Consider the following 22,924-nt stretch of genomic DNA (forward strand, 5'->3'; position numbering starts at 1 on the left):
ATGTCGATCACCCTGCCGTCAGCTTGATGCCGACGGCGGTGACGAGGACGTTGACCACGAACAGGGCCATGAACGAGAACACGACGGTCTGGTTGACGGCGTCTCCGACGCTCTTCGCGCCACCCTTGACGTTGAGGCCGAGGTAGGCGGCGACGAGCCCGGCGATCATGCCGAACAGACCGGCTTTGACTTCCGAGATGACGAGCTCACCGAATCCGGTGAGTAGGGTGATCCCGTTGACGAACGCACCCGGGTTGACGTCCTGGATGTAGACCGAGAAGACGAAACCGCCGAGGATGCCGATGGTGCAGACGAGCCCGTTGAGGAGCAGGGCCACGACTGTCGACGCGAGCACTCGGGGGACGACCAGCCGGTGGATCGGATTGATGCCCAGCACACGCATCGCATCGATCTCCTCGCGGATGGTGCGGGCCGAGAGGTCTGCGCAGATGGCGGTGGCTCCCGCGCCCGCCACGATGAGCACGGTGACGATGGGACCCACCTGGGTCACGGTGCCGAGGGCGGCGCCGGCTCCACTGAGGTCGGCCGCGCCGATCTCGCGGAGGAGGATGTTGATCGTGAAGCTCACCAGAACCGTGAAGGGGATGGCCACCAGAACCGTCGGCACCATCGAGACCCGGGCGACGAACCACGCCTGGTCGACGAACTCGCGGCGCTGGAAGGGCCTCGAAAAGACTGCCCTCAACGTCTCGCCCGACATCGTGAAGAACCCGCCGACCGCACGCAACGGCACCTCGAGGAGGTCTACCATCCGCCCTCCTCGTCCATGATCGCGCCCAGCACCGACTGTCAGTTCGAGCCCAGCCCCCCAACGGTCTGTGACTCAGGTCATATTAACTAGAACGTGTTCACCTGTCAAAGGTGGCCGCTCATCAGCACAAATCGTCCCACATTCAGCACGCCCGAAGGGCGCGATTCGATCGAAATCCCGGGGATGGCCGCACGTTCCGGACGCCCACTTCGCACGTCGGGAACGTCGCCGAGCTGAATCCCTGATCGGTTATAGCACAATAGCTTTCGACGAAAACCGCGAGATCCCAGCACTCCGGGACCACACCGTCGACTGGCGTGCCCAACGGGAGCGGGCGACGAGGGGTTCCGCGGCGGGCGAGCAGCAGCCATCGAACGGGACCGCGGCCGAAAACTAGAACACGATCTAGTCATATCCGGCACACCTCTCGAACACCCCACCACGGTTGCTCGGCCCCGACACCGCCGCTGTCCAGTTGTCCTCAGTATCGCCCATCACGGGTGCATTACCTGCGGAAACGCTACTGAAACGCCCTTCGTGTCGGATCGCCGCCCCGGAGCGGCAGATCAGCCCAGGTCGCGCAGCGCCGCGGACGCCGAGAACATGGCAGCCGGATCACGGTCACCGAAGTAGTCACCGAGTTCCGCGGCGAGCGATGAGGGCGTCCATCGACCGTCCGCGGCATCGAACCGCTGCTCCACGACCGGTGCCGCCATCAGCGCCACCATCGGGCCGTAGACGACGAAGACCTGACCGTTCACCGAATCCGCGGCGGGCGACGCGAGGTAGGCGACCAGCGCGGCCACATGCTCCGGCGACAGCGGATCGACCCCCTCGGCCGGCGCCTCCCCGAAGACGTTCTCCGTCATCGACGTGCGGGCCCGGGGGCAGATCGCGTTGGCGCGGACGCCGAACCGGGACAACCCACGGGCGGCAGACAGCGTGAGCGCCGTGATGCCTGCCTTGGCGGCGCCGTAGTTCGCCTGCCCCTCGGGGCCCAGCAGTCCCGCCTCCGACGATGTGTTCACGATGCGCCCGTACACCGGCGCCCCGGCCAGCTTCGACTTCCCCCGCCAGTACGACGCGGCGGAGCGGCACAGCAGGAAGTGACCGCGCAGATGCACCTTCAGCACGAGGTCCCAGTCTTCGTCGGACATGTTGAACAGCATGCGATCCCGCGTTATGCCCGCGTTGTTCACCAGAATGTCGAGACCGCCGAGCCGGCTCTGCGCCGCCTCCATGATCGCGTCGGCGGTGGACCGTTCACCGATGTCGCCTGCCACGAATTCGACCTTCGCGCCCAGCCCCCGGATCTCGTCGAGCGTCGCCTCGACCGCGTCGTTCGCGACCAGGTCGTTGACCACGAGGGACGCGCCGGAGCGGGCCAGAGCGATCGCCTCGAACTTTCCGAGGCCCGATCCGGCCCCGGTCACGACGGCGACCCTGCCGTCCACGTTCACATCACGGTCGGTCACAGCATTCATGAACACGCTCTCCTGGTTCTGTGCACTCACGGGGACGTCACTGTAGAACGTGTTCTCATTCCGGGCAACAATCCTCAGGGATGCTCGCTCAGTGCGGCCCTCGGACACTGGGCGATCGCGGTACGCACGTCTTCCTCCCGGTCAGCGGGAGGAACGGCACTCGAGATGTGCAGTTGATCGTCGTCGTCGAGCTCGAAGATGTCGGGCGCGATCCCCACGCACACACCATTGGCCTCGCAACGGTCGAAATCGACTCTGACCTCCATGGCAACCCTCACTTCTCCTCGTCTCGTCACTCGCGGATCCGGGTGCCGCCGGGCTGGGGCGCACACCGTTCCTGCGATAACACTAGAACCTGTTCCAGTCGTGTGCAATGATTCGTTCCACGACTGCGAGCACGCCTACCGGGCACGCTTCGGGGCCGGCCCGGGCCGGCTTCGCCACTACCCCGCAGAGACTGGAACCTGTGCCAGATTTCAGCTGATTCCGCTCTCGGACCGGAGAGGTATTTCGATGCACATCACGTACACACCGCAGCAGCAGCAGTTGCGGGAAGAGTTGCGCGCGTACTTCGCGAAGCTGATGACTCCGGAGCGTCGAGAGGCGCTGGCCGCCACCACCGGCGAATACGGCGAGGGCAACGTCTACCGCGACGTCGTCGCCCAGATGGGTAAGGACGGCTGGCTGACGCTCGGGTGGCCCAGGGAGTACGGCGGCCAGGAACGGTCGGCCATGGAGCAGTTGATCTTCACGGACGAGGCCGCCATCGCGGGCGCCCCGGTGCCCTTCCTCACCATCAACTCGGTGGCGCCGACGATCATGCACTTCGGCACCCCCGAACAGAAGTCGTTCTTCCTGCCCAGGATCTCGGCCGGCGAACTGCACTTCTCCATCGGCTACTCCGAGCCCGAGGCGGGTACCGACCTCGCCAGCCTCCGCACGACCGCCGTCAAGGACGGCGACGACTACGTCGTCAACGGCCAGAAGATGTGGACGAGCCTCATCGCGTACGCCGACTACGTGTGGCTGGCGTGCCGCACCGACCCCGACGCGAAGAAGCACAAGGGCATCAGCATGCTGATCGTCCCGACCACCGCCGACGGCTTCTCGTACACGCCCGTCCACACGATGGCGGGCCCGGACACGAGCGCCACCTACTACCAGGACGTGCGGGTTCCGTCGTCCGCGCTCGTCGGCCCCGAACACGGTGGCTGGGCGCTGATCACCAACCAGCTCAACCACGAACGGGTCGCCCTGACGTCGGCCGGACCGGTCCTGACCGCCCAGCGCGAGGTGCGCGAATGGGCGCAGAACACCAAGTTGCCGGACGGCCGCCGCGTCATCGACCAGGAATGGGTCCAGATCAACCTGGCCCGCGTCCACGCCAAGGCCGAGTACCTCAAGTTGATGAACTGGGAGATCGCCTCCTCTACCGAGCATGCTCCGGGCCCCGAGGCGGCGTCGGCCAACAAGGTCTACGGCACCGAATTCGCCACGGAGGCGTACCGGCTGCTGATGGAGATCCTCGGACCGTCGGCGACGCTGCGCCAGAACTCCCCCGGCGTACTGCTGCGCGGACGGCTCGAGCGGATGCACCGGTCGTCGCTGATCCTCACGTTCGGCGGCGGAACCAACGAGGTGCAGCGCGACATCATCGCCATGACCGCCCTCGGCCTGCCCCCCGCGAAGCGTTAGGACTACCACCATGGACTTCACCCCCACCGAGGCCCAGCAGGATCTGGCCGGGCTCACCCGAGGAATCGTCTCGGATCTCGTCACCAACGACCGGCTGCGCGAACTCGACGCGGCGGAGGACCGTCTCGATCGGCGGCTCTGGTCTGCGCTCGCGTCGTCCGGCGTCCTGAGCGCCGCGCTGCCGGAGTCGGTGGACGGCGACGGTTTCGGCGTCCTCGAGCAGTGCAGCATTCTCGTCGAACTGGGCCGCGCCGTCGCGCCGGTTCCCTATCTGTCGTCGATCGTGATGGCGGCAGGCGCGATCGCGAAGTACGGCACCGACCGGCAGCGTTCCGACTGGGGCACACCGGCCGCGAGCGGAGAGAAGATCCTCACCGTCGCCCTCGACGAGGAGCTGGGCGACAACCCGGGTGCTCCCGTCACCCGTGCCGAACCCGGTGCGGACGGCTGGACACTCCACGGCACGAAGATCGTGGTCGACGCGGCACCGTCCGCCGACCTCTTCCTGGTCCCGGCCACCACCCCGGACGGGGTGGCTGTCTTCCTCGTCCGCCCCGACGACCCCGGCGTGACCGTCACCCGTCAGCAGACCGTCGACCTGGCCAGTACCGGCGAGGTGAGTCTCAGCGCAGTCGCGCTGGCCGGTGACCGGCTGCTGGGCACCGTGGACCAGGGCGGCGAGATCGTCGGCTGGCTCGTCGAGCGCGGCACGCTGGGCGCGTGCGCCTATCAGTACGGCGTGCTCGACGAAGCCCTGACGCTCACCGCGGCGTATGCCCGGGAGCGGGTCCAGTTCGGACGGCCCATCGGCAGTTTCCAGGCCGTGGCCCAGAGACTCGCCGACGGCTACATCGATGTGAAGGGCGTCCGGCTCACGCTGTGGCAGGCGGCGTGGCGGATCGGCGAGGGCCTGCCCAGCGAAGGGGACGTCCAGACCGCCAACTTCTGGGCGTCCGACGCCGGGCACCGGGTGGCCCACACACTCGTCCACGTCCACGGCGGCGTCGGACTCGACGAGGACCACCCCGTGCACCGATACTTCCTCGCCGCGAAGGCACTCGAATTCCGGCTCGGTTCGGCCACGCAGCAGCTGCGCATCCTCGGCGCCGAGCTCGCCACCGTCCCGGCATGACCGTCACGCTCGCCCGCACGGTGTCGGACCTGCTGCTCGGTGTCGCGGATTCCGGCGCGCAGGGCCTGTACTTCGAGGACCGGTTCGTGTCGTGGTCCGAACACGTGCGGGCGAGCCTGCGCCGCGCAGCGGTCCTCGAGGATCTGCTCGACGACAGCCGGCCCCGGCACGTCGGGGTGCTCATGGACAACGTCCCCGAGTTCTCCCTCCTCGCCGGAGCGGCGGCGCTGTCCGGCACCGTGCTCGTGGGGCTCAACACCACCCGTCGCGGCGACGCGCTCGCCCGCGACATAGCGCTGGCCGACTGCCAGGTGGTCTTCACCGAATCCGGGCGGTCCGCGCTGCTGGACGGTCTCGACCCGGATGTTCCCGTCGTCGACGTGGATTCCCCGGAATGGTCCGCGCTGCTCGCCGGGGAACGCCCCGAATTCACGCCGACGGCCGCCGCACCCGACGACCTGTTCATGCTCATCTTCACGTCCGGTACGAGCGGCGACCCGAAGGCGGTGCGCTGCACCCACGCGAAGATCACCGGACCCGGCACCATGCTCGCCGAGCGGTTCGGGCTGACCCGGGACGACGTCGTGTACATGTCGATGCCCATGTTCCACTCCAACGCCATGATGGCGGCGTGGTCCGTCGCGCTCGCCGGACACAGCTCGATTGCGCTGCGGCGCAGGTTCTCCGCGTCGAACTTCCTGTCCGATGTCCGGAGGTTCGGCGTCACGTACGCCAACTACGTCGGAAAGCCGCTGTCGTATGTGCTGGCGACTCCGGAGATGCCCGACGACGCCGACAACACCCTGCGGGTGATGTACGGCAACGAGGGGTCCGCGCCCGCGGTCGCCGCGTTCGCGTGCCGCTTCGGCACCGCAGTGGTCGACGGGTTCGGTTCGACCGAGGGCGGTATCGCCATCTCCGCCGCACCCGGGGCGCCCGCCGGTTCCCTGGGCAGACTTCCCGACGGGGTGGCGATCCTCGACCCCGACACCGGAAATGTCTGTCCCACGGCCGAGTTCGATTCCGACGGCCGGGTGGTCAACGTGGAGGCCGCAACGGGTGAACTCGTCAACACGGCGGGGCCGGGGGCGTTCGCGGGCTACTACAACAATCCCGAGGCCGACGCCGAGCGGATCCGCGACGGCAAGTACTGGAGCGGCGACCTCGCCTACCGGGACACGGACGGGTTCGTGTACTTCGCGGGCCGCAGTTCCGGGTGGTTGCGCGTGGACGGCGAGAACATCGGCGCGGCACCCATCGAACGCATCCTGCTGCGGTACGACGGGTTCGCGCAGGTGACGGTGTATGCGGTGCCCGACGCCGACGTCGGGGACCGCGTGATGGCGGCCGTCGTCCCGACGCGGGACTTCGATCCCGTGGCCTTCGCGGAATTCCTCGACGCGCAGTCCGATCTGGGGCCGAAGCAGCGTCCGAGCCTGATCCGGGTGTGTGCCGATCTCCCGCGGACGGCCACCTTCAAGGTCCTCACCCGGGTGCTGAGCGCCGAAGCCGCGAACTGCGCCGATCCGGTCTGGGTCCGCGACGGGTCCGCCTACTCCCCCAGGTGAGTGGCAAAGTGTGCGTCAGCACACTTTGCCACTCACCTACCGGAAGCTGTCGAGGCGGGACACTGCCTTGTCGAAGCCCTTGACCAATTCGTCCATCACCTCGGCCACCGGCCGGATCTCGTTCATCCGGCCGACGATCTGGCCGACCGGCATCGCCACGACATCCGGGTTCTCGGACGCGGCGATCCGCTGATGAGCCTCGCTGACCAGGAGATTCTGCAGAGGCATCGGGAGCGGTGCCGGCGCTTCCGGCTTCGACCAGGCGTCGGTCCACTTGGTCTTGAGCAGGCGCGCGGGCTTACCCGAGTAGATGCGGGACCGCACTGTGTCGGCGGACGTCGCACCCAGCAGGGCGCGCTGGATCGCGGACGGGCCCTCGGCCGACGCGCTGCCCAGTTTGTACTCGGAGGTGGTGAGCCAGTACGACCCCATCCACACCCCGGCCGCCCCCAGCGACAGTGCGGCCGCGACCTGACGTCCGCTGCCGATACCACCGGCCGCGAGGACCGCGGCGGAATCTCCGATGGCATCGACGATCTCGGGCACCAGCACCATCGACGCGATCTCACCGGTGTGCCCACCGGCCTCGTATCCCTGCGCGATGACGATGTCGACACCGTTCGCGACATGCCTGCGTGCGTGCTCGACGGCACCGGCCAGCGCCGCCACCGGAACACCCTTCGCATGGGCTTGATCGATGACGTCCTTCGGCGGCGACCCGAGGGCGTTGGCGATCAACGCAATTCGATGATTCAGCGCCACGTCCACATGCGAACGCGCCACCGAGTGCAGCCAGCCGAGCACCCCGGTCGCGTGCTCGGCACCCGAATCCAATGGCGGCACGCCCAGTTCGGACAGGGTGCGGTCGACGAACGCCCGGTGTTCCGCGGGGATCAGCGACTCGAGGTCCACCGACGTGCCCTCGGTGGGAACCTTGGCGGGCATCACGATGTCGACGCCGTACGGCTTGCCGTCGGTGTTCTCGTCCATCCACGACAGGACGGCCTCGAGTTCCTCGGGGTCGTTGAACCGAACGCAGCCGAGCACACCCAGCCCACCGGCCCGGGAGATCGCCGCGGCGACGTGTTCGGAGGGCGTGAACCCGAATACCGGGTACTCGATGCCGAACTTCTCACTCACACTCGTGTGCATTTACGCGCCTTTACTTTCGGGCGAACCGTTGCCGTTGTGGTCGTCGGCCGGCCGGGTCTCGGTCTGTTCCTTGGCCCAGCGGTAGTCGGGTTTGCCTGCGGGCGACCGCTTGATCTCGTCGACGAACCACAGGCTGCGCGGAACCTTGTATCCCGCAATCTCCTTGCGCGCCGCGTCGGCGATCTCGTGCAGGCCCGGGCGCGCGCCACCGCGAGTCTGGATGACGGCGGCGACACGCTGGCCGAAGCGTTCGTCGGGGATGCCGACCACCAGGGCGTCGAAGACATCGGGATGCGACTTCAGCGCACCCTCGACCTCCTCGGGGAAGATCTTCTCGCCACCACTGTTGATGGACACCGAGCCGCGTCCGAGCATCGTCACCGTGCCGTCCGCCTCCACTTGCGCGAAGTCGCCGGGGATGGAGTAGCGGATGCCGTTGATCTTCTTGAACGTGGCCTTGGTCTTCTCGTCGTCCTTGTAGTAGCCGATCGGGATGTGCCCCTTGCGTGCCAAGATGCCGACCACACCGGAGCCGGGCTCCACGGGGTTGCCGTCCTCGCCGAGCACGGACGTGGACGCGTCGATCTTCACCGTCGGACCGCCACCGTGCGAATCGCCCTTCGCGACCACACTGAGCCCGCCGAAACCGGTCTCGGACGAACCGATGGAGTCGGTGATCATCCGGTTGGGCAGCAGTTCGAGGTACTTGTCCTTGATGCTGGGCGAGAACAGCGCCGCCGAACTCGCCATGAGGAACAGCGACGACAGGTCGTACGGTTCGCCGCTCACCGTGTCGCCCTCCACCAGTGCGTCGAGCATGGGCCGCGCCATCGCGTCACCGGTGATGAAGATGAGGTTGACCTTGTGCTGGTCGACGATCCGCCACACGTCGTGCCCGTCGAATTCGGGGTGCATGACACACTTTCCGCCGCCGAACAGGCTCTGGAACACCGCCCATTGGCTACCGCCGTGGATCATCGGCGGAATCGGGAAACGGGTCATGCCGGGGCTCTCGGCGCCCAGCTTCGCGAGATCCCACTCGTCCTGGACGTATTCACCGGTCATGAAGTTGATGCCGCCACCGAGCACCCGCCAGACGTCCTCGTGACGCCACATGACACCCTTCGGCTTTCCGGTGGTGCCACCGGTATAGAGCATGTACAGGTCGTCGTTGCTGCGCTCGCCGAAGTCGCGGTCGGGGGACCCCTGCGCCAGCGCGGCCTCGTATTCGATGCCCTCGTAGTCGAGATCGGTGCCGTCTTCGACCACCACGGTGGTTTTCAGGAGCGGCGTCTCGGGGAGTACGTTCGCCACCTTGTCCGAGTACCGGCGCTCGTGCACGAGTGCAACCATGTCCGAATTGTCGAAGATGTATTGCAACTCGTTCTCGATGTACCGGTAGTTGACGTTCACCATCACCGCGCGAATCTTGAAGACCGCCACCATGGCCTCGATGGCCTCGATGCGGTTCCGGCAGTAGATGCCCACCTTGTCACCGGGCCGGACACCCTGTTCACGCAGGTAGTGGCCGAGGCGATTGGCCCTCTCCTCCATCTGCGCGTACGTCACTTCCCGGTCGTCGGACACCAACGCGACACGGTCAGGAACGAGGTCGATTGCATGCTCTACGAGGTCTGCGATATTAAGGGCCACGTCAACAAAGTAGAACGTGTTACCGTTTCTGGCAAGACCTAATTTGAGAGCCAGCTCACACACCTTTCGGGAGACTTCAGTGTCCTCTACCACGACCGAGAAATCCGACATTTCGGCACAGTCGCCGCACTGCCTCGTCGAGAAACGCGGGCACGTCCTCATCGTCACCATGAACCGCCCCGAGGCGAAGAACGCGCTGTCCGGCGAAATGATGGCGATCATGAAGGACGCCTGGGATCAGGTCGACTCCGACCCGGACATCCGGGTCGCCATTCTCACCGGCGCCGGCGGCGCGTTCTGCGCGGGCGCCGACCTCAAGGCCATGACGTCGCGGCACCCGGGCGATTCGTTTTCGGGCGCGGGCGAGCGGAGCGAGGGAAAGAATTCGTCGGGCTGGGACCTGTCGAAGATCGAGGCGCTACTCAAAGGCCGGCGCCTCACCAAACCCCTCATCGCCGCAGTCGAGGGTCCGGCCATCGCCGGTGGCACCGAGATCCTGCAGGGCACCGACATCCGCGTCGCCGGCGAGAGCGCCAAATTCGGTGTCTCCGAAGCAAAATGGGGACTCTTCCCCCTCGGCGGCTCCGCAGTGCGCCTCGTCCGGCAGATCCCGTACACCGTCGCAGCCGACATCCTGCTCACCGGACGGCACATCGAAGCCCCCGAGGCCAAGGAGATCGGCCTCATCGGACACGTCGTCCCCGACGGTCAGGCCCTCGACAAGGCCCTCGAACTCGCCGACCTCATCGCCGCCAACGGCCCCCTCGCCGTCCAGGCGATCCTGAAGACCATCCGCGACACCGAAGGCATGCACGAGGAAGAGGCGTTCCGGATCGACGCCGCCCTCGGCACCGAGGTCTTCAAATCCGCCGACGCGAAGGAAGGCCCCCGCGCCTTCTCCGAAAAACGCGCGCCGAAGTTCGAGGGCCGTTGACCCCGGGTGCACTAATCCCTGGGCGAATGTACCTTTCGGCGCATCTGAGGCGGCGAGAGGTACATTCGGCCAGGATGTGAGGGTTATCCACAGCCCCCTACTTATCCACAGACCTCACCAAATCGCCTGGTGACCAGACCTCCCGCCGACACCGGGTGGGCCATCATCGACTCCATGCGACGGGGAGAGTGGGGGCATCGCCTCGAAGACCTGTACGGAGTGAGCCGGTCCGGAATCATCCGCACCGCCGAGTTGAGGCAATGGGGCGTATCGAATTCGGCGATCGACGCTCGATGCCGTCCGGGCGGACCGTGGCAACGCATCCTTCCGGGTGTCGTGATGCTCGGCAACGGCCACCCGACCGCGCGTCAGCGTGCCGTGGCCGCGATCGTGCTCAGCGGCCAGAACGCAGTCCTCACCGGGCGAGCAGCGCTGCACGAATACGGCTACGGAACGTCGTACTCCGGCGACGCCCACGTTCTGATCGCCACGCACCGGCGCGTGCAGTCCACGGGCTTCGTCCTCGTCGAACGTACGACGCGGTTGCCCGTGCCGGTGACCCGCAACGGGCTTCCCTGCGCACCGCTTCCACGCGCGTTGCTCGACGCAGCACGACGGTGTCGCACCCTGGACAGCACTCGATCCCTCATCGCCGAGGTGATCCAGCGAGGCGAGGTAAGCGTTGCCGAGCTGATCGCGGAGTTGGACTCGGGTAGCGGCCGGGGTGCAGCACTCCCCCGGACAGTGCTGCGCGAAGTGAGTGCCGACGTCCACTCGGTGCCCGAGGCCGAAGCCCGCAGACTATGGCTGCGCAGCGGACTGCCCCGAATGGTTTTCAACCGCAAGATCGTCGACGCCGACGGACAATTCATCGCCATGCCGGACGGATGGATCGACGACGTCGCATTCGCCTGGGACATCGACTCACTCGACTGGCATCTGGCACCGAAGGCGTACAAATCGACCGTCGAGCGCCGCACCCGGATGCAGAACCACGGCATCATCGTGCTGCCGACGCTACCGAGCGCCGTCCGTGACGACCCCGACCGCGTGATCGCCGACCTCCGGTCGCACTACCAGCTGGCGTCGTCCCGCCCCCGGCCTGAGGTCTGGATGCTCAGAGCGCCCGGGTGAATGCGCCGTTCAACGCCTCAGGTGCGCCGGAAGGTACATTCGCCCGGCCAGGGGGGAGCCGGTGGCGGGGGAGATCAGCCCAGGACCGCGGAGGAGAGCTCGCGGACGTGGTCGGCGTCGCGGCAGGAGACGAGGAGCATGGTGACGCCCGCGTCGGCCCAGCGTTTGACGTCGGCGCGGACTTCGTCGACGTTGCCGATGATCATGGTTTCGGTGACCATCTCGTCGGGGACGACTGTGGCGGCTTCCTCTTTGCGTCCTGCGCGGAAGAGGCGGCCGATTTCGTCGACCTGTTCGCCGTAGCCCATGCGGGTGTAGACCTGGGCGTGGAAGTTGAGTTCGGGGGCACCCATGCCGCCGACGTAGAGCGCGGTGATCGGTTTGAGTCCGGCGATGGCGGCGGCGCGGTCGTCGGTGACGATCACCTGGCAGGTGGCGGCGACTTCGAAGTCTTCGCGGGTGCGTCGGGCGCCAGGGCGGGCGAAGCCTTCGTCGAGCCATTCGTTGTACATCGGGGCGAGGCGGGGTGAGTAGTAGATGGCGAGCCAGCCGTCGGCGATCTCGGCGGTGAGCGCGACGTTCTTGGGACCTTCGGCGCCGAGCCAGATGGGGATGTCGGCGCGCAGCGGGTGGGTGATGGGCTTGAGCGGTTTCCCCAGACCCGTGCTGCCGGGACCGGTGTAGGGCAGCGGGAAGTGCGGGCCGTCGCTGGTGACGGGTTCCTGCCGCGACAGCACCTTGCGGACGATGGAGACGTATTCGCGGGTGCGGGCGAGCGGTTTGGTGAACGGCTGCCCGTACCACCCTTCGACGACCTGCGGACCGGACACGCCGAGCCCGAGGATCGCCCGGCCGCCGCTGAGGTGGTCGAGGGTGAGGGCGTGCATGGCGGTGCTGGTGGGTGTGCGCGCGGAGATCTGGACGACGGAGGTGCCCAGCCGGACGCGCTCGGTGGCCGAACCCCACCAGGCGAGGGGGGTGAACGCGTCGGATCCCCAGGATTCGGCGGCGAAGACGGCGTCGAATCCCTCGGCTTCGGCCGCGGCGATCAACTCCGGGACATTCGTCGGCGGTTGCGCGCCCCAGTACCCCAGTTGCAACCCGAGCTTCATCGTGTGCCTCCGCATCGACCGTCGTCAGAAGTGACCCTTGCCACAAACACTAGAACCTGTTCTACTCGAAGTTGTGAGCATGGGAAAGAGCGCGGTGGCCGAAAAATTCTCGAACGAACCGTTGAGCGCCCCGCTGAAACTTCAATTCGACTACACCCGATCGGTGGGTCCGACCATCGGTGCGTTCGTGACCGCGCTGCGCGACCGCAAGGTCATCGGTGCCCGCGGCTCGGACGGACGCGTCTACGTGCCACCGCCCGAATTCGACCCGGACACCGCCGAACCTCTCACCGATTTCGTCGGGGTATCGGACGCCGGGACGGTGGTGAGCTGGACGTGGATGCCGGAACCGATTGCCGGACAGCCACTCACCACCCCGTTCGCGTGGGCCCTGATCAAACTGGACGGCGCCGACACGTCGCTGGCGCACGCCGTGGACGTCGACTCCCCCGCCGGTATGAGCACCGGCATGCGGGTGCGGGCGCGATGGGTGACGGATCGCGTCGGACGCATCCAGGACATCGTGTGCTTCGAACCCGGCGAGTCGACGAACGAACCCGGGCCGTCCACCGAGTCGGATCCGGTCACGATGGTCACGACGCCGATCGATCTCGACTACCTGCACTCCGCCTCCGCCGAGGAGAGCTACTACCTCCGAGGGTTGAAGGCGGGCAGGCTGATCGGTGGCCGCACCGGACCGGGCGGCAAGGTGTACATCCCGCCGCGCAGCGCCAACCCCACCGACGGCATCCCGACGAAGGAGCAGGTGGAACTGCCCGACCGGGGCATCGTCACCACGTTCTGCATCGTGAACGTCCCCTTCCTCGGACAGCGCATCAAGCCGCCGTACGTCGCCGCCTACGTGCTGCTCGACGGCGCGGACATCGCGTTCCTGCACCTGATCCTCGACTGCGACGCCGCCGACGTGCGGATGGGCATGCGCGTGGAGGCCAAGTGGAAGCCACGCGAGGAGTGGGGTTACACCCTCGAGAACATCGAGTACTTCAGGCCGACGGGTGAGCCCGACGCCGAGTACGACACCTACAAACACCACCTGTAAGGGCGCGGCACAATGACAGATATCGCAGTCGTCGGGTTCGCGCACGCACCACACGTGCGCGAGACCACCGGCACCACCAACGGCGTCGAGATGCTGGTCCCTTGCTTCCAGCAACTGTACGAGGAGCTCGGGATCACCAAGTCCGACATCGGTTTCTGGTGTTCGGGCTCGTCGGACTACCTGGCGGGGCGTTCGTTCTCCTTCATCTCCGCCGTCGATTCGATCGGTGCGGTACCGCCGATCAACGAATCGCACGTCGAGATGGACGCGGCCTGGGCGTTCTACGAGGCCTGGGTCAAGATCATGACCGGCGAGGTCGACACCGCGCTCGTCTACGGTTTCGGCAAGTCGTCGGCGGGCAACCTCCGCAAGGTCCTGTCGATGCAGCTCGACCCCTATCTGGTCGCGCCACTGGCGCTCGACTCGGTGTCGCTCGCCGGACTGCAGGCCCGTCTCGGGCTGGACGCCGGGAAGTGGACGTCCGAGGAGATGGCGGCCGTGGCCGCGCGCAGCCGGGCCGCCGCCGAGAGCAATCCGAACACCCAACTGTCGGGGCACGTCGACATCAACGCGCTGCTCGCCAGCCCGTTCGTCGCGGATCCGTTGCGTGCCCACGATTGCGCGCCCATCACGGACGGTGCCGCCGCGGTCGTGCTCGCGGCCGGCGACCGCGCGCGTGAACTGTGCGAGCGGCCGGCGTGGATCACCGGGGTCGACCATCGGATCGACTCCCCCAACTTCGGTGCCCGCGACCTGACGGTCTCACCCTCGACGACGGCCTCTGCCCGCGCCGCCACCGGCGGGGACGTCGGCGGAATCGACGTGGCCGAACTGCACGGACCGTTCACTCATCAGGAACTGATCCTCCGCGAGGCCATCGGACTGTCCGACGCGACGACGATCAACCCGTCGGGCGGCCCGCTGAGCGGGAACCCGATGTTCTCGGCGGGTCTGGAACGCATAGGTTACGCAGCCAAGGCCATCATGGACGGCAACGCCGGGCGCACGCTGGCGCACGCCACGAGTGGTGCTGTGCTGCAACAGAATCTGGTCGCAGTCTTGGAGGGACGCAACTGATGGCGAATCAATTGGCCGCCGTACTGGGCACTGGTCAGACCCATTACGTGGCGAAACGGCACGACGTGTCCATGGCCGGGCTGGTGCGCGAGGCGATCGACCGCGCGATGGAAGACGCGCGGGTGGGCTGGGACGATATCGACGCCGTCGTGATCGGGAAGGCCCCCGACCTGTTCGAGGGGTCGATGATGCCGGAGCTCGCGATGTCGGACGCGCTGGGCGCCAACGGCAAACCGCTCCTGCGTGTGCACACGGCGGGCTCGGTCGGCGGATCGACCGCGTGCGTGGCGTCGAGCCTCGTGAAGTCGGGGGTGCACACGCGGGTGCTGACGGTGGCGTGGGAGAAACAGTCGGAGTCGAACGCGATGTGGGCCCTGTCCACCCCGATCCCGTTCCACATGCCGGTCGGCGCCGGCGCGGGCGGCTACTTTGCCCCGCACGTCCGCTCGTACATCCGGCGGTCGGGGGCACCCGATCACATCGGCGCGATGGTGGCGGTGAAGGACCGGCTGAACGGCAGCCTCAACCCCTACGCCCACCTCAAGCAGCCCGACATCACCCTCGAATCCGTGCAGGCCTCGCAGATGCTGTGGGACCCGATCCGCTATGACGAGACGTGCCCGTCCTCGGACGGCGCCTGCGCCCTGGTGATCGGCAACGAGGAGGCCGCCGAGCAGGTCACCGCCGACGGTCGTGAGGTCGCGTGGATTCACGCCACCGCGATGCGCACCGAGCCCACCACGTTCGCCGGACGCGACCAGGTGAATCCGCAGGCGGGCCGGGACGCCGCGGCCGCGCTGTGGAAGGCGGCCGGGATCAAGGATCCGCTCGACGAGATCGACGTCGCCGAAATCTACGTTCCCTTCTCCTGGTTCGAACCGATGTGGCTCGAGAATCTCGGCTTCGTCGCCGAGGGTGAGGGATGGAAACTCACCGAGGCGGGCGAGACGGCCATCGGCGGTCGGCTTCCGCTCAACGCGTCCGGCGGCGTGCTGTCGTCCAACCCGATCGGCGCCTCCGGGATGATCCGGTTCGCCGAGGCGGCGATGCAGGTGATGCACCGCGCCGGCGACCACCAGGTGAAGGACGCACGCAAGGCGCTCGGACACGCCTACGGCGGCGGTTCGCAGTACTTCTCGATGTGGGTGGTCGGTTCCGACCGGCCGAACAACTAGCAGTAGGGACGTCACCAGTGAAATTCACCGTCGGCATCGCCATGAATCCCCTCGATCAGTTGCCGGCTCTCGCGAAGACAGCCGAAGAGTGCGGGTTCTCGTCCATCGCACTCCCCGACTCGCTGTTCTTCATGGAGAAGCAGAGCGCCGACTACCCGTACACCCCGGACGGCTCCCGGATGTGGACCGAGGAGACGCCGTGGGTGGATCCGCTGATCGCGGCGGCCGCGATGGGTGCGGTGACGTCGAAGATCGAGTTCTACACCCAGGTCCTCAAGCTGGGTTCCCGCAATCCGGTGCTCCTGGCCCGCCAGGTGGGATCGGTGGCGAACCTCATCGGCAACCGGTTCGGGTTCGGCGTCGGGATCGGCTGGGCACCGGAGGAATTCGAGTGGTGCGGGGTGCCGTACGCGAAGCGCGGTGCACGCGTCGACGAGATGATCGACGTCATCAAGCTGATCCTCGGCGGCGGGATGGTCGAGTATCACGGTGAGTTCTACGACTTCGACCGCCTGCAGATGAGCCCCGCCCCGACGAAGCCGGTGCCGTTCTACGTCGGCGGGCACACCGATGTGGCCCTGCGCCGTGCGGCCCGGGTGGGTGACGGCTGGACGTCGGCGATGATCAAGTTCGACGATCTCGTCCAGGTCATCGCGCGATTGCGGGAACTCCGCGAGGAGTACGGCCGCGCCGATCTTCCGTACGAGATCCAGACCGTCTGCATCGACCGTTTCGGCAAGGACGGGTACGCCGAACTCGAGGACGCCGGAGTCACCGACACGATCGTCGTTCCCTGGGTGTTCGACGGCATCGGCTTCGACGGACCGATCGAGGCCAAGCAGGAGTCGCTGCGTAAGTTCGCCGACCAGTACATCGGATAGGGGCGAAGACATGACGACGAACGACCATCCCGCCCGCCTCGCCGGGCAGGCTTCCCGCGAGGCCGCCAGCGGCAGGCGCAAGGACGAGTGGCTGGCCCTGTTCGCCGAGGACGCGTGCGTGGAAGACCCCGTCGGCCCTTCGGGTTTCGACCCCGAAGGCAAGGGTCACCACGGCCTCGACGCGATCTCCCGGTTCTACGACATGACGATCGCGACCACCGAATCGCTCGAGTTCCTCATCACCGATTCACTGGTTTGCGGTAACGAGAACGTGAACATCGGGACCATCCGGTCCACGGTCGCGGGATCACAGATCGACGCCGAGGGTGTGTTCATCTACCGCGTGAACGACGAAGGCAAGATCACGTCGCTGCGGGCCTTCTGGGAGGTCGATCGGGCGATGAAGACACTGCGTAAGATCTGACGGTCCGGATCACCCGCCGGAGGAAAAGCGTGCCGTGCCCGAAGGGCCGGCACGCATTTCCGTATCCTCGCCTCTCGCACGGAAAGAGGACAGCGGCGTCGGAGAGGATGAGGGTGCCCTCCGACGCCGCTGAATCAGGGGGGTCAGTGCCTGACCGGGCAACCGCCTGACGCAGTGTTGTAATCGACCTGAAACTCCTTGATGCCGTTGAGCCAGCCCGAGCGCAACCGCCGCGGATCTCCCAGCTTACTGATGTCGGGCAGGTGATCCGCAATCGCATTGAAGATCAGGTCGATCTCGAGTCGCGCCAGATTGGCGCCGAGGCAGAAGTGGGCACCGGTGCCGCCGAACCCGACGTGCGGGTTGTTCTCCCGCATGATGTCGAACTTCTCCGGGTTCTCGAACGCGTCTTCATCGAAATTCGCGGAGCCGTAGAGCATTACGACTCGCTGCCCCTTCTTGATGTGCACTCCGCCGAGTTCGGTGTCTTCCAGTGCGGTGCGCTGGAACGAGTTGACCGGGGTCGCCCACCGGACGATCTCGTCCGCCGCCGTCTTGGGACGCTCCTTCTTGTAGAGCTCCCACTGATCGGGATGGTCCAGGAATGCCATCATGCCGTGTGTGATGGCATTGCGGGTGGTCTCGTTGCCGGCGACCGCCAGCAGGATCACGAAGAAGCCGAATTCCTCAGGAGAAAGCTCATTTCCATCGATGTCCGCTTCGATCAGCGTCGTGACGATGTCTTCGGCGGGGCACTTCTTGCGCTCGTCCGCCATCTGGTACGCGTAGCCGAGGATCTCCATCGATGCGGCGTTCGGGTCGATGTCCAGTTCGGGGTCGTCGTAGCCCGTCATCTGGTTCGACCAGTCGAACACCTTCAGTCGATCCTCCTGCGGCACACCGAGCAGTTCGGCGATCGCCTGCAGCGGAAGCTCACACGCCACCTGGGTGACGAAGTCGCCGGCACCCGATTCCGCCGCGGCCTTCACGATCTTCTCGGCGCGTTCGGTGAGTTCTTCGCGCAGGCTGTTGATCGCCCGGGGCGTGAAGCCGCGGGAGACGAGTTTGCGGAGTTTCGTGTGCTCGGGAGCGTCCTTGTTGATGAGGATGAAGCGCTGCATCTCGATGTTCTCGCGCGGAATGTCGTCGGCGAAGCGCACGATCGCGGTGTTCTCGTGGGTGGAGAACACGTCGCTGCGCCGCGACACCTCCTTGACGTCCTCGAGCTTGCTGACGACCCAGTAGCCGTCGTCGTGGAAGCCACCGATCTCCGGCGGCTGCGGGTTCCACCAGATCGGGGCAGTCTTCCGCAGTTCGGCGAACTCCTGGTAAGGAATGCGCTCTGCGTAGATGTCCGGGTCGGTGAAGTCGAAACCCTCTGGAAGATTGGGCTGCACCACTGCTGTCTCCTGCCCTAAGCCATACACCACTCCGTGATGTGGAACACGTTCTACTAGCATTGAAGCACAAGCCGGGCGACTAGCAAAGGAAAGCTCATTCAGACCTTGCCCGGATAGCAGAACCTGTTCTATTTTTTGAGAACAAGGAAAGGAGCCCGCCGTGGGCACACCAGTAATCGTCGAGGCCGTACGCACCCCGATCGGAAAGCGCGGTGGCTGGCTGTCCGGATTACACGCCGCCGAGATCCTCGGCGCCGCTCAGCGGGGCATCCTCGACCGCTCCGGCATCGACCCCGAACTGGTGGAACAGGTCATCGGCGGTTGCGTCACACAGGCCGGCGCACAGTCGAACAACATCACCCGGACCGCGTGGCTGCATGCCGGGCTGCCCTGGCAGGTCGGCGCCACCACGATCGACTGCCAGTGCGGCTCCGCCCAGCAGGCCAACCACCTCGTCGCGGGATTGATCGCCACCGACGCCATCGACGTCGGAATCGCCTGCGGCATCGAAGCGATGAGCCAGGTGCCGCTCGGCGCGAACGTCGGCGAGAACGCCGGCCCACGTCGGCCCGCAGACTGGGACATCGACATGCCCAACCAGTTCGAGGCCGCAGAACGTATCGCCCGTCGCCGCGGAATCACCCGCGTCGACGTCGAAGCCCTCGGCGTACGTTCGCAGGCCCGCGCCAAGCAGGCCTGGGACGAAGGCCGATTCGACCGGGAAGTGCTGCACGTGACCGCACCCGTCGTCGACAAGGACGGCACGCTCACCGGTGAGATACAGGTGGTCAGCCGCGATCAGGGTCTGCGCGACACCACCGCGGAATCGCTCGCCAGGCTGAAGCCCGTTCTCGAGGGCGGCATTCACACCGCGGGCACGTCGTCGCAGATCTCCGACGGTGCCGCCGCCGTCATGCTGATGGACGAGGCCCGGGCCCGCGAACTCGGACTGACGCCGCGGGCGCGGATCATCTCCCAGGCGCTCGTCGGCTCCGAACCCGAATTCCACCTCGACGGACCTGTACAGGCCACGGCCCGCGTCCTCGAACGCAGCGGTATGAAGATCGGCGACCTCGACCTGTTCGAGGTGAACGAGGCCTTCGCGTCGGTGCTGCTGTCGTGGGCGTCGGTGCACGGGCCCGACATGGATCGGGTCAACGTCAACGGCGGGGCGCTCGCGCTCGGCCATCCCGTCGGCAGCACCGGGTCTCGTCTGATCACCACCGCGCTGCACGAACTCGAACGCACCGACGGATCGACCGCGCTGATCACGATGTGCGCGGGCGGCGCACTCGCCACCGGCACCATCATCGAGCGGATCTAGACCCGATGAATGCACCCGCCGCCGCTCGCCCCGAGCCAAATTCCCCTCGCTCCGCTCGACCGCCCGGCCTCGACTCGAAGTGGACCGTCTCCGCCATCAAGTGGATGTCGAAGATCAACGTCGTGCTGTACCGGCGGACGGGCGGGCGACTGGGCAGCACGTGGCGGGTCGGCAGTGCCTTCCCGCGCGGTCTGCCCGTCTGCCTGCTCACCACCACCGGCCGCAAGAGCGGCGAGCCGCGGATCAGCCCGCTGCTGTTCCTCGAGGACGGCGACCGCATCATCCTCGTCGCCTCGCAGGGCGGCCTCCCGAAGCATCCGATGTGGTATCTCAATCTCCGCGCGAATCCCGACGTGACCGTCCAGGTGAAGTCGCGGGTGCGGCCGATGACCGCCCACGTGGCCGATCCCGGGGAACGCGCGGACCTGTGGCCGCGGCTCGTGGACATGTACGCCGACTTCGACAACTACCAGGCCTGGACCGACCGCACGATCCCAGTCGTCGTCTGCACGCCCCGATAGATCTGTATGTACCGCCGGGTAACGGATGCCATGCCGGAGGACTTCTTGCAGTATTGACGCGTACGGACTTGTTGGACGGCCGAGGGCGAGGAAATTGCAGACATGAGTACACAGGTTCAAGATCGGATACATGACCGTCGCGAGCTCACCGCGGTCCTGCTGCGCGCACTCGAGCAGCGCCACGAGGTTCTCGATGCCATCGTCGACAGCGAGGACCACGCCGAGGCCCTCACCACTGTCGCCGGACTCCTCGACACCACCGAGGCATACGCGGAGGCCGTCCTCAACCTGACGTTCCGGCGGCTCACCAAGGTCGAGCGGCTGCGCATCCAGACGGAACTGAAAGACCTCGATGCCACGCTGGAATGGACCGCGAGCGACCGGCCGGCGAGTACCGGCCGCAACTTCCGTCTGCGCCCGTTCACGCAGACCGAGGAGGACGCCGAGCTGTTCCGGCGCCGCTGCGCCGAACAGGTCGACGACGCGGGCACGCAGTGGTCCGAGGAGCGGATCGAGAAGGAACGCGCCGAAGGCCTGAGCCGGGTCGACGACGAGTCCGCGGCATGGTTCGTGTGTGAGGACACCGCGGAGAACACGGCGGTCGGCCTGGTGTTCGGCGAACTGTCGGGACGTGAGGTCGACGTCGCGATCTGGATCTCGCCCGACGCCCGGAAGAAGGGCTACGGCACCGCGGCCGTGAAGCACAGCCGTCAGGAACTCGCCGCGGAGTTCCCGGGAACGGTCCTGGTCGTCCGCGCTCCAGCCTGACCCCCACGTGGGTGGCAAAGCGTGCCGGAGCACGCTTTGCCACTCACGTGCGGTGGTCGGGGTCGCGCTGTTTGGTGACGCCCTGCGCCCACCGGTAGTCGGGTTTGCCGCTCGGCGTGCGCTGGACAGTCTGCTCCACCCACACCAGACGCGGAATCTTGTAGCCGGCGAGGCTCTGCCGTACGTGTTCCTCGAGCCCGGCGAAGTCGACGCCTCGACCGTTGCGTGCCTGCACGACCGCGGAGACGCGGTGACCCCAGCGTTCGTCGGGGACGCCGACGACGATGGCGTCGTAGACGTCGCGGTACGCCTTGACCGCGCTCTCGACCTCTTCGGCGAACACCTTCTCGCCACCGGTGTTGATCACCATGTTGCCCCGGCCGAGCAGGGTGATCGATCCGTCGGCCTCGATTCGCGCGCGGTCGCCGGTGACGACGACGGGTCGCCCGTCGACTTCCCGGAAGATCTCCCGGGTCTTCTCCGGGTCGTTGTAGTAGCCGAGGGGGACGTACCCGCCCTTCGCGAACCAGCCGTCCGTCCCGGAGCCCGGTGCGACGGGCACGTCGTTGTCGTCGAGCACCAGGGCGTAGCGTCCGGCGGGCACCCGGGGCCCACCTACCTGTTTCTCCCCCTTGGTCGCGAAACCGATTCCGCCGAAACCGGTTTCGGAGGCGCCGATGGAATCGGAGACCAGCAGTCCCGGGAACGCGTCGAGGAAGGCGTCCTTGATCACCGGGGAGAACAGCGCGGCCCCGGATGCCACGACACCCAGGCTCGACGTGTCGGTGCGTGAGGGTCGATGCGCCTCGATCAGCGGCCGCCCCATCGCGTCTCCGGTGATGATGAGGATCTGCACCCGGTGCCGCTCGACGAGCTCCCACGTCCGGTCGGCGTCGAACTTCGATTCCAGCAGCACGGTGTTGCCGCTGAACAACGCGGTGAACGTCGGCATCATCGCGGCCGCGTGGATCAGCGGCGGCACGGCAAACCACAGCGTCGGTTCCTCCTGCGACCCCACCCGCGACTGCTGGTATTCGTCGTCGATCGACTCACCGGTGTAGAAGTCGAGCCCGCCCGCGAGAACCCGCCAGATCGCCTCGTGCGTCCACACCACTCCTTTGGGACGTCCCGTGGTGCCGCCCGTGTACATGATGAACAGGTCTTCGGAGCTGCGATCGCCGAAGTCCCGGTCGCCGCTGCCGGACAGCGCCTCCTCGTACGGCATCGAGTCGCTGGGCAGGCCGACTCCGCCGAGATCGTCCTCGCCGACGACGGTGTGCCGGATCCTCGGCAACGACGGCAGGACCTCCGCGACGCGCGAGGCGTAGATCCGATGGTGGACGACGGCGTCGAGTTCCGCGTGGCCGTAGACGTAGGCGAGTTCGTCGCTGGTGTAGCGGTAGTTGATGTTGACCGGGATCGCGCGAATCTTGTACGCCGCCAGCAACGTCTCCATGGTCTCGACCGAATTGTGCAGGTGCACGCCGATGTGCGAACCGGCGGTCAGCCCCGCGTCCAGGAAGTGGTGGGCCAGTCTGTTGGCCCGGTCTTCCAGTTCCCGGTAGGTGACGCTACGGGCGCCACAGATCAGTGCCACCCGCTCCGGCATCGCGTCCACGGAATGCTCGAAGAGGTCCGCAAGGTTGTAGGCCACGGGA

The 22,924-nt window shown here is 66.7% G+C and carries 21 protein-coding genes; 13 read left to right on the forward strand and 8 right to left on the reverse strand.

Annotated elements, in window-relative coordinates:
- Positions 1-7: 7 nt before the first annotated feature.
- The 3 genes from H0B43_RS11640 to H0B43_RS11650 form a co-directional block, all read right to left on the reverse strand.
- Positions 8-772, reverse strand: a complete 765-nt coding sequence (locus H0B43_RS11640) for an ABC transporter permease (protein WP_015888557.1) — start codon at positions 770-772, stop codon at positions 8-10.
- 566 nt (positions 773-1,338) lie between these two features.
- Positions 1,339-2,256 carry a 3-oxoacyl-ACP reductase gene (locus H0B43_RS11645; RefSeq protein WP_185727746.1) on the reverse strand — a complete coding sequence of 306 codons (918 nt, stop codon included), beginning with the start codon at positions 2,254-2,256 and terminating at the stop codon, positions 1,339-1,341.
- 74 nt (positions 2,257-2,330) lie between these two features.
- Positions 2,331-2,522, reverse strand: coding sequence for a ferredoxin (locus tag H0B43_RS11650; protein WP_005244549.1), 192 nt, complete (start codon positions 2,520-2,522; stop codon positions 2,331-2,333).
- Positions 2,523-2,769: 247 nt separating this feature from the next.
- On the opposite strand from H0B43_RS11650, the gene H0B43_RS11655 reads away from it, so the two are divergent.
- The 3 genes from H0B43_RS11655 to H0B43_RS11665 are packed head-to-tail and all read left to right on the forward strand — an operon-like array spanning position 2,770 to position 6,651.
- Positions 2,770-3,951 carry an acyl-CoA dehydrogenase family protein gene (locus H0B43_RS11655; protein ID WP_185727745.1) on the forward strand — a complete coding sequence of 394 codons (1,182 nt, stop codon included), beginning with the start codon at positions 2,770-2,772 and terminating at the stop codon, positions 3,949-3,951.
- Between the two features lie 10 nt (positions 3,952-3,961).
- A complete protein-coding gene (locus H0B43_RS11660; RefSeq protein WP_185727744.1) occupies positions 3,962-5,083 on the forward strand; it encodes an acyl-CoA dehydrogenase family protein in 1,122 nt (373 codons plus the stop codon).
- A complete protein-coding gene (locus tag H0B43_RS11665; RefSeq protein ID WP_185727743.1) occupies positions 5,080-6,651 on the forward strand; it encodes a long-chain-fatty-acid--CoA ligase in 1,572 nt (523 codons plus the stop codon). The genes H0B43_RS11660 and H0B43_RS11665 overlap by 4 nt, the downstream gene beginning before the upstream one ends.
- 36 nt (positions 6,652-6,687) lie before the next feature.
- On the opposite strand, the gene H0B43_RS11670 is transcribed toward H0B43_RS11665, so the two are convergent.
- Positions 6,688-7,803, reverse strand: coding sequence for a nitronate monooxygenase family protein (locus tag H0B43_RS11670; RefSeq protein WP_185727742.1), 1,116 nt, complete (start codon positions 7,801-7,803; stop codon positions 6,688-6,690).
- The gene (locus H0B43_RS11675) at positions 7,804-9,456 is read right to left on the reverse strand and encodes an acyl-CoA synthetase (RefSeq protein ID WP_185727741.1); all 1,653 of its coding nucleotides are present in this window, start codon (positions 9,454-9,456) and stop codon (positions 7,804-7,806) included.
- 79 nt (positions 9,457-9,535) lie between these two features.
- Here H0B43_RS11675 and H0B43_RS11680 point away from each other — a divergent pair, with 79 nt between their 5' ends.
- Together H0B43_RS11680 and H0B43_RS11685 are read left to right on the forward strand one after the other, a co-directional pair.
- Positions 9,536-10,390 carry a crotonase/enoyl-CoA hydratase family protein gene (locus H0B43_RS11680; RefSeq protein ID WP_185727740.1) on the forward strand — a complete coding sequence of 285 codons (855 nt, stop codon included), beginning with the start codon at positions 9,536-9,538 and terminating at the stop codon, positions 10,388-10,390.
- Between the two features lie 174 nt (positions 10,391-10,564).
- A complete protein-coding gene (locus H0B43_RS11685; RefSeq protein ID WP_185730012.1) occupies positions 10,565-11,524 on the forward strand; it encodes a hypothetical protein in 960 nt (319 codons plus the stop codon).
- Positions 11,525-11,598: 74 nt separating this feature from the next.
- Here H0B43_RS11685 and H0B43_RS11690 read toward each other — a convergent pair whose 3' ends face one another.
- Complete coding sequence (locus H0B43_RS11690) at positions 11,599-12,636, reverse strand: LLM class F420-dependent oxidoreductase (protein ID WP_185727739.1); 1,038 nt, start codon at positions 12,634-12,636, stop codon at positions 11,599-11,601.
- A gap of 79 nt (positions 12,637-12,715) precedes the next feature.
- Between H0B43_RS11690 and H0B43_RS11695 the strand changes: the two genes are divergently transcribed.
- From H0B43_RS11695 to H0B43_RS11715, 5 genes are read left to right on the forward strand one after another with little or no spacing between them, the layout of a single operon-like run.
- Positions 12,716-13,696: a Zn-ribbon domain-containing OB-fold protein gene (locus H0B43_RS11695; protein ID WP_185727738.1), complete on the forward strand. Its 981-nt coding sequence runs from the start codon at positions 12,716-12,718 to the stop codon at positions 13,694-13,696.
- Positions 13,697-13,708: 12 nt separating this feature from the next.
- Complete coding sequence (locus H0B43_RS11700) at positions 13,709-14,773, forward strand: thiolase domain-containing protein (protein WP_185727737.1); 1,065 nt, start codon at positions 13,709-13,711, stop codon at positions 14,771-14,773.
- Positions 14,773-15,948, forward strand: coding sequence for a thiolase domain-containing protein (locus H0B43_RS11705; protein WP_185727736.1), 1,176 nt, complete (start codon positions 14,773-14,775; stop codon positions 15,946-15,948). Before H0B43_RS11700 ends, H0B43_RS11705 begins: the two co-directional genes overlap by 1 nt.
- 17 nt (positions 15,949-15,965) lie before the next feature.
- Entirely contained in the window at positions 15,966-16,829 is an 864-nt protein-coding gene (locus H0B43_RS11710; RefSeq protein WP_185727735.1) for a TIGR03619 family F420-dependent LLM class oxidoreductase, read from the forward strand.
- A 10-nt stretch (positions 16,830-16,839) separates the two neighbouring features.
- Positions 16,840-17,253, forward strand: coding sequence for a nuclear transport factor 2 family protein (locus H0B43_RS11715; RefSeq protein ID WP_185727734.1), 414 nt, complete (start codon positions 16,840-16,842; stop codon positions 17,251-17,253).
- Between the two features lie 143 nt (positions 17,254-17,396).
- Here the strand turns inward: H0B43_RS11715 and H0B43_RS11720 are convergent, their stop codons facing one another.
- Positions 17,397-18,653 (reverse strand): cytochrome P450, encoded by a 1,257-nt coding sequence (locus H0B43_RS11720; RefSeq protein WP_185730011.1) that lies wholly within the window; start codon positions 18,651-18,653, stop codon positions 17,397-17,399.
- Between the two features lie 160 nt (positions 18,654-18,813).
- Here H0B43_RS11720 and H0B43_RS11725 point away from each other — a divergent pair, with 160 nt between their 5' ends.
- The 3 genes from H0B43_RS11725 to H0B43_RS11735 all read left to right on the forward strand — a co-directional run bounded on the left by H0B43_RS11725 (position 18,814) and on the right by H0B43_RS11735 (position 21,266).
- Entirely contained in the window at positions 18,814-19,977 is a 1,164-nt protein-coding gene (locus H0B43_RS11725; RefSeq protein ID WP_185727733.1) for a steroid 3-ketoacyl-CoA thiolase, read from the forward strand.
- Between the two features lie 5 nt (positions 19,978-19,982).
- Positions 19,983-20,498: a nitroreductase family deazaflavin-dependent oxidoreductase gene (locus tag H0B43_RS11730; RefSeq protein WP_282555441.1), complete on the forward strand. Its 516-nt coding sequence runs from the start codon at positions 19,983-19,985 to the stop codon at positions 20,496-20,498.
- A 102-nt stretch (positions 20,499-20,600) separates the two neighbouring features.
- On the forward strand, positions 20,601-21,266 hold the full coding sequence (locus H0B43_RS11735) for a GNAT family N-acetyltransferase (protein WP_185727732.1): 666 nt from the start codon (positions 20,601-20,603) through the stop codon (positions 21,264-21,266).
- 43 nt (positions 21,267-21,309) lie between these two features.
- Here H0B43_RS11735 and H0B43_RS11740 read toward each other — a convergent pair whose 3' ends face one another.
- Positions 21,310-22,920, reverse strand: a complete 1,611-nt coding sequence (locus H0B43_RS11740) for an acyl-CoA synthetase (protein ID WP_185727731.1) — start codon at positions 22,918-22,920, stop codon at positions 21,310-21,312.
- Positions 22,921-22,924: the final 4 nt, after the last annotated feature.

This window comes from Rhodococcus sp. 4CII, from assembly GCF_014256275.1.
Classification (GTDB): Bacteria; Actinomycetota; Actinomycetes; order Mycobacteriales; family Mycobacteriaceae; genus Rhodococcus_F; species Rhodococcus_F wratislaviensis_A.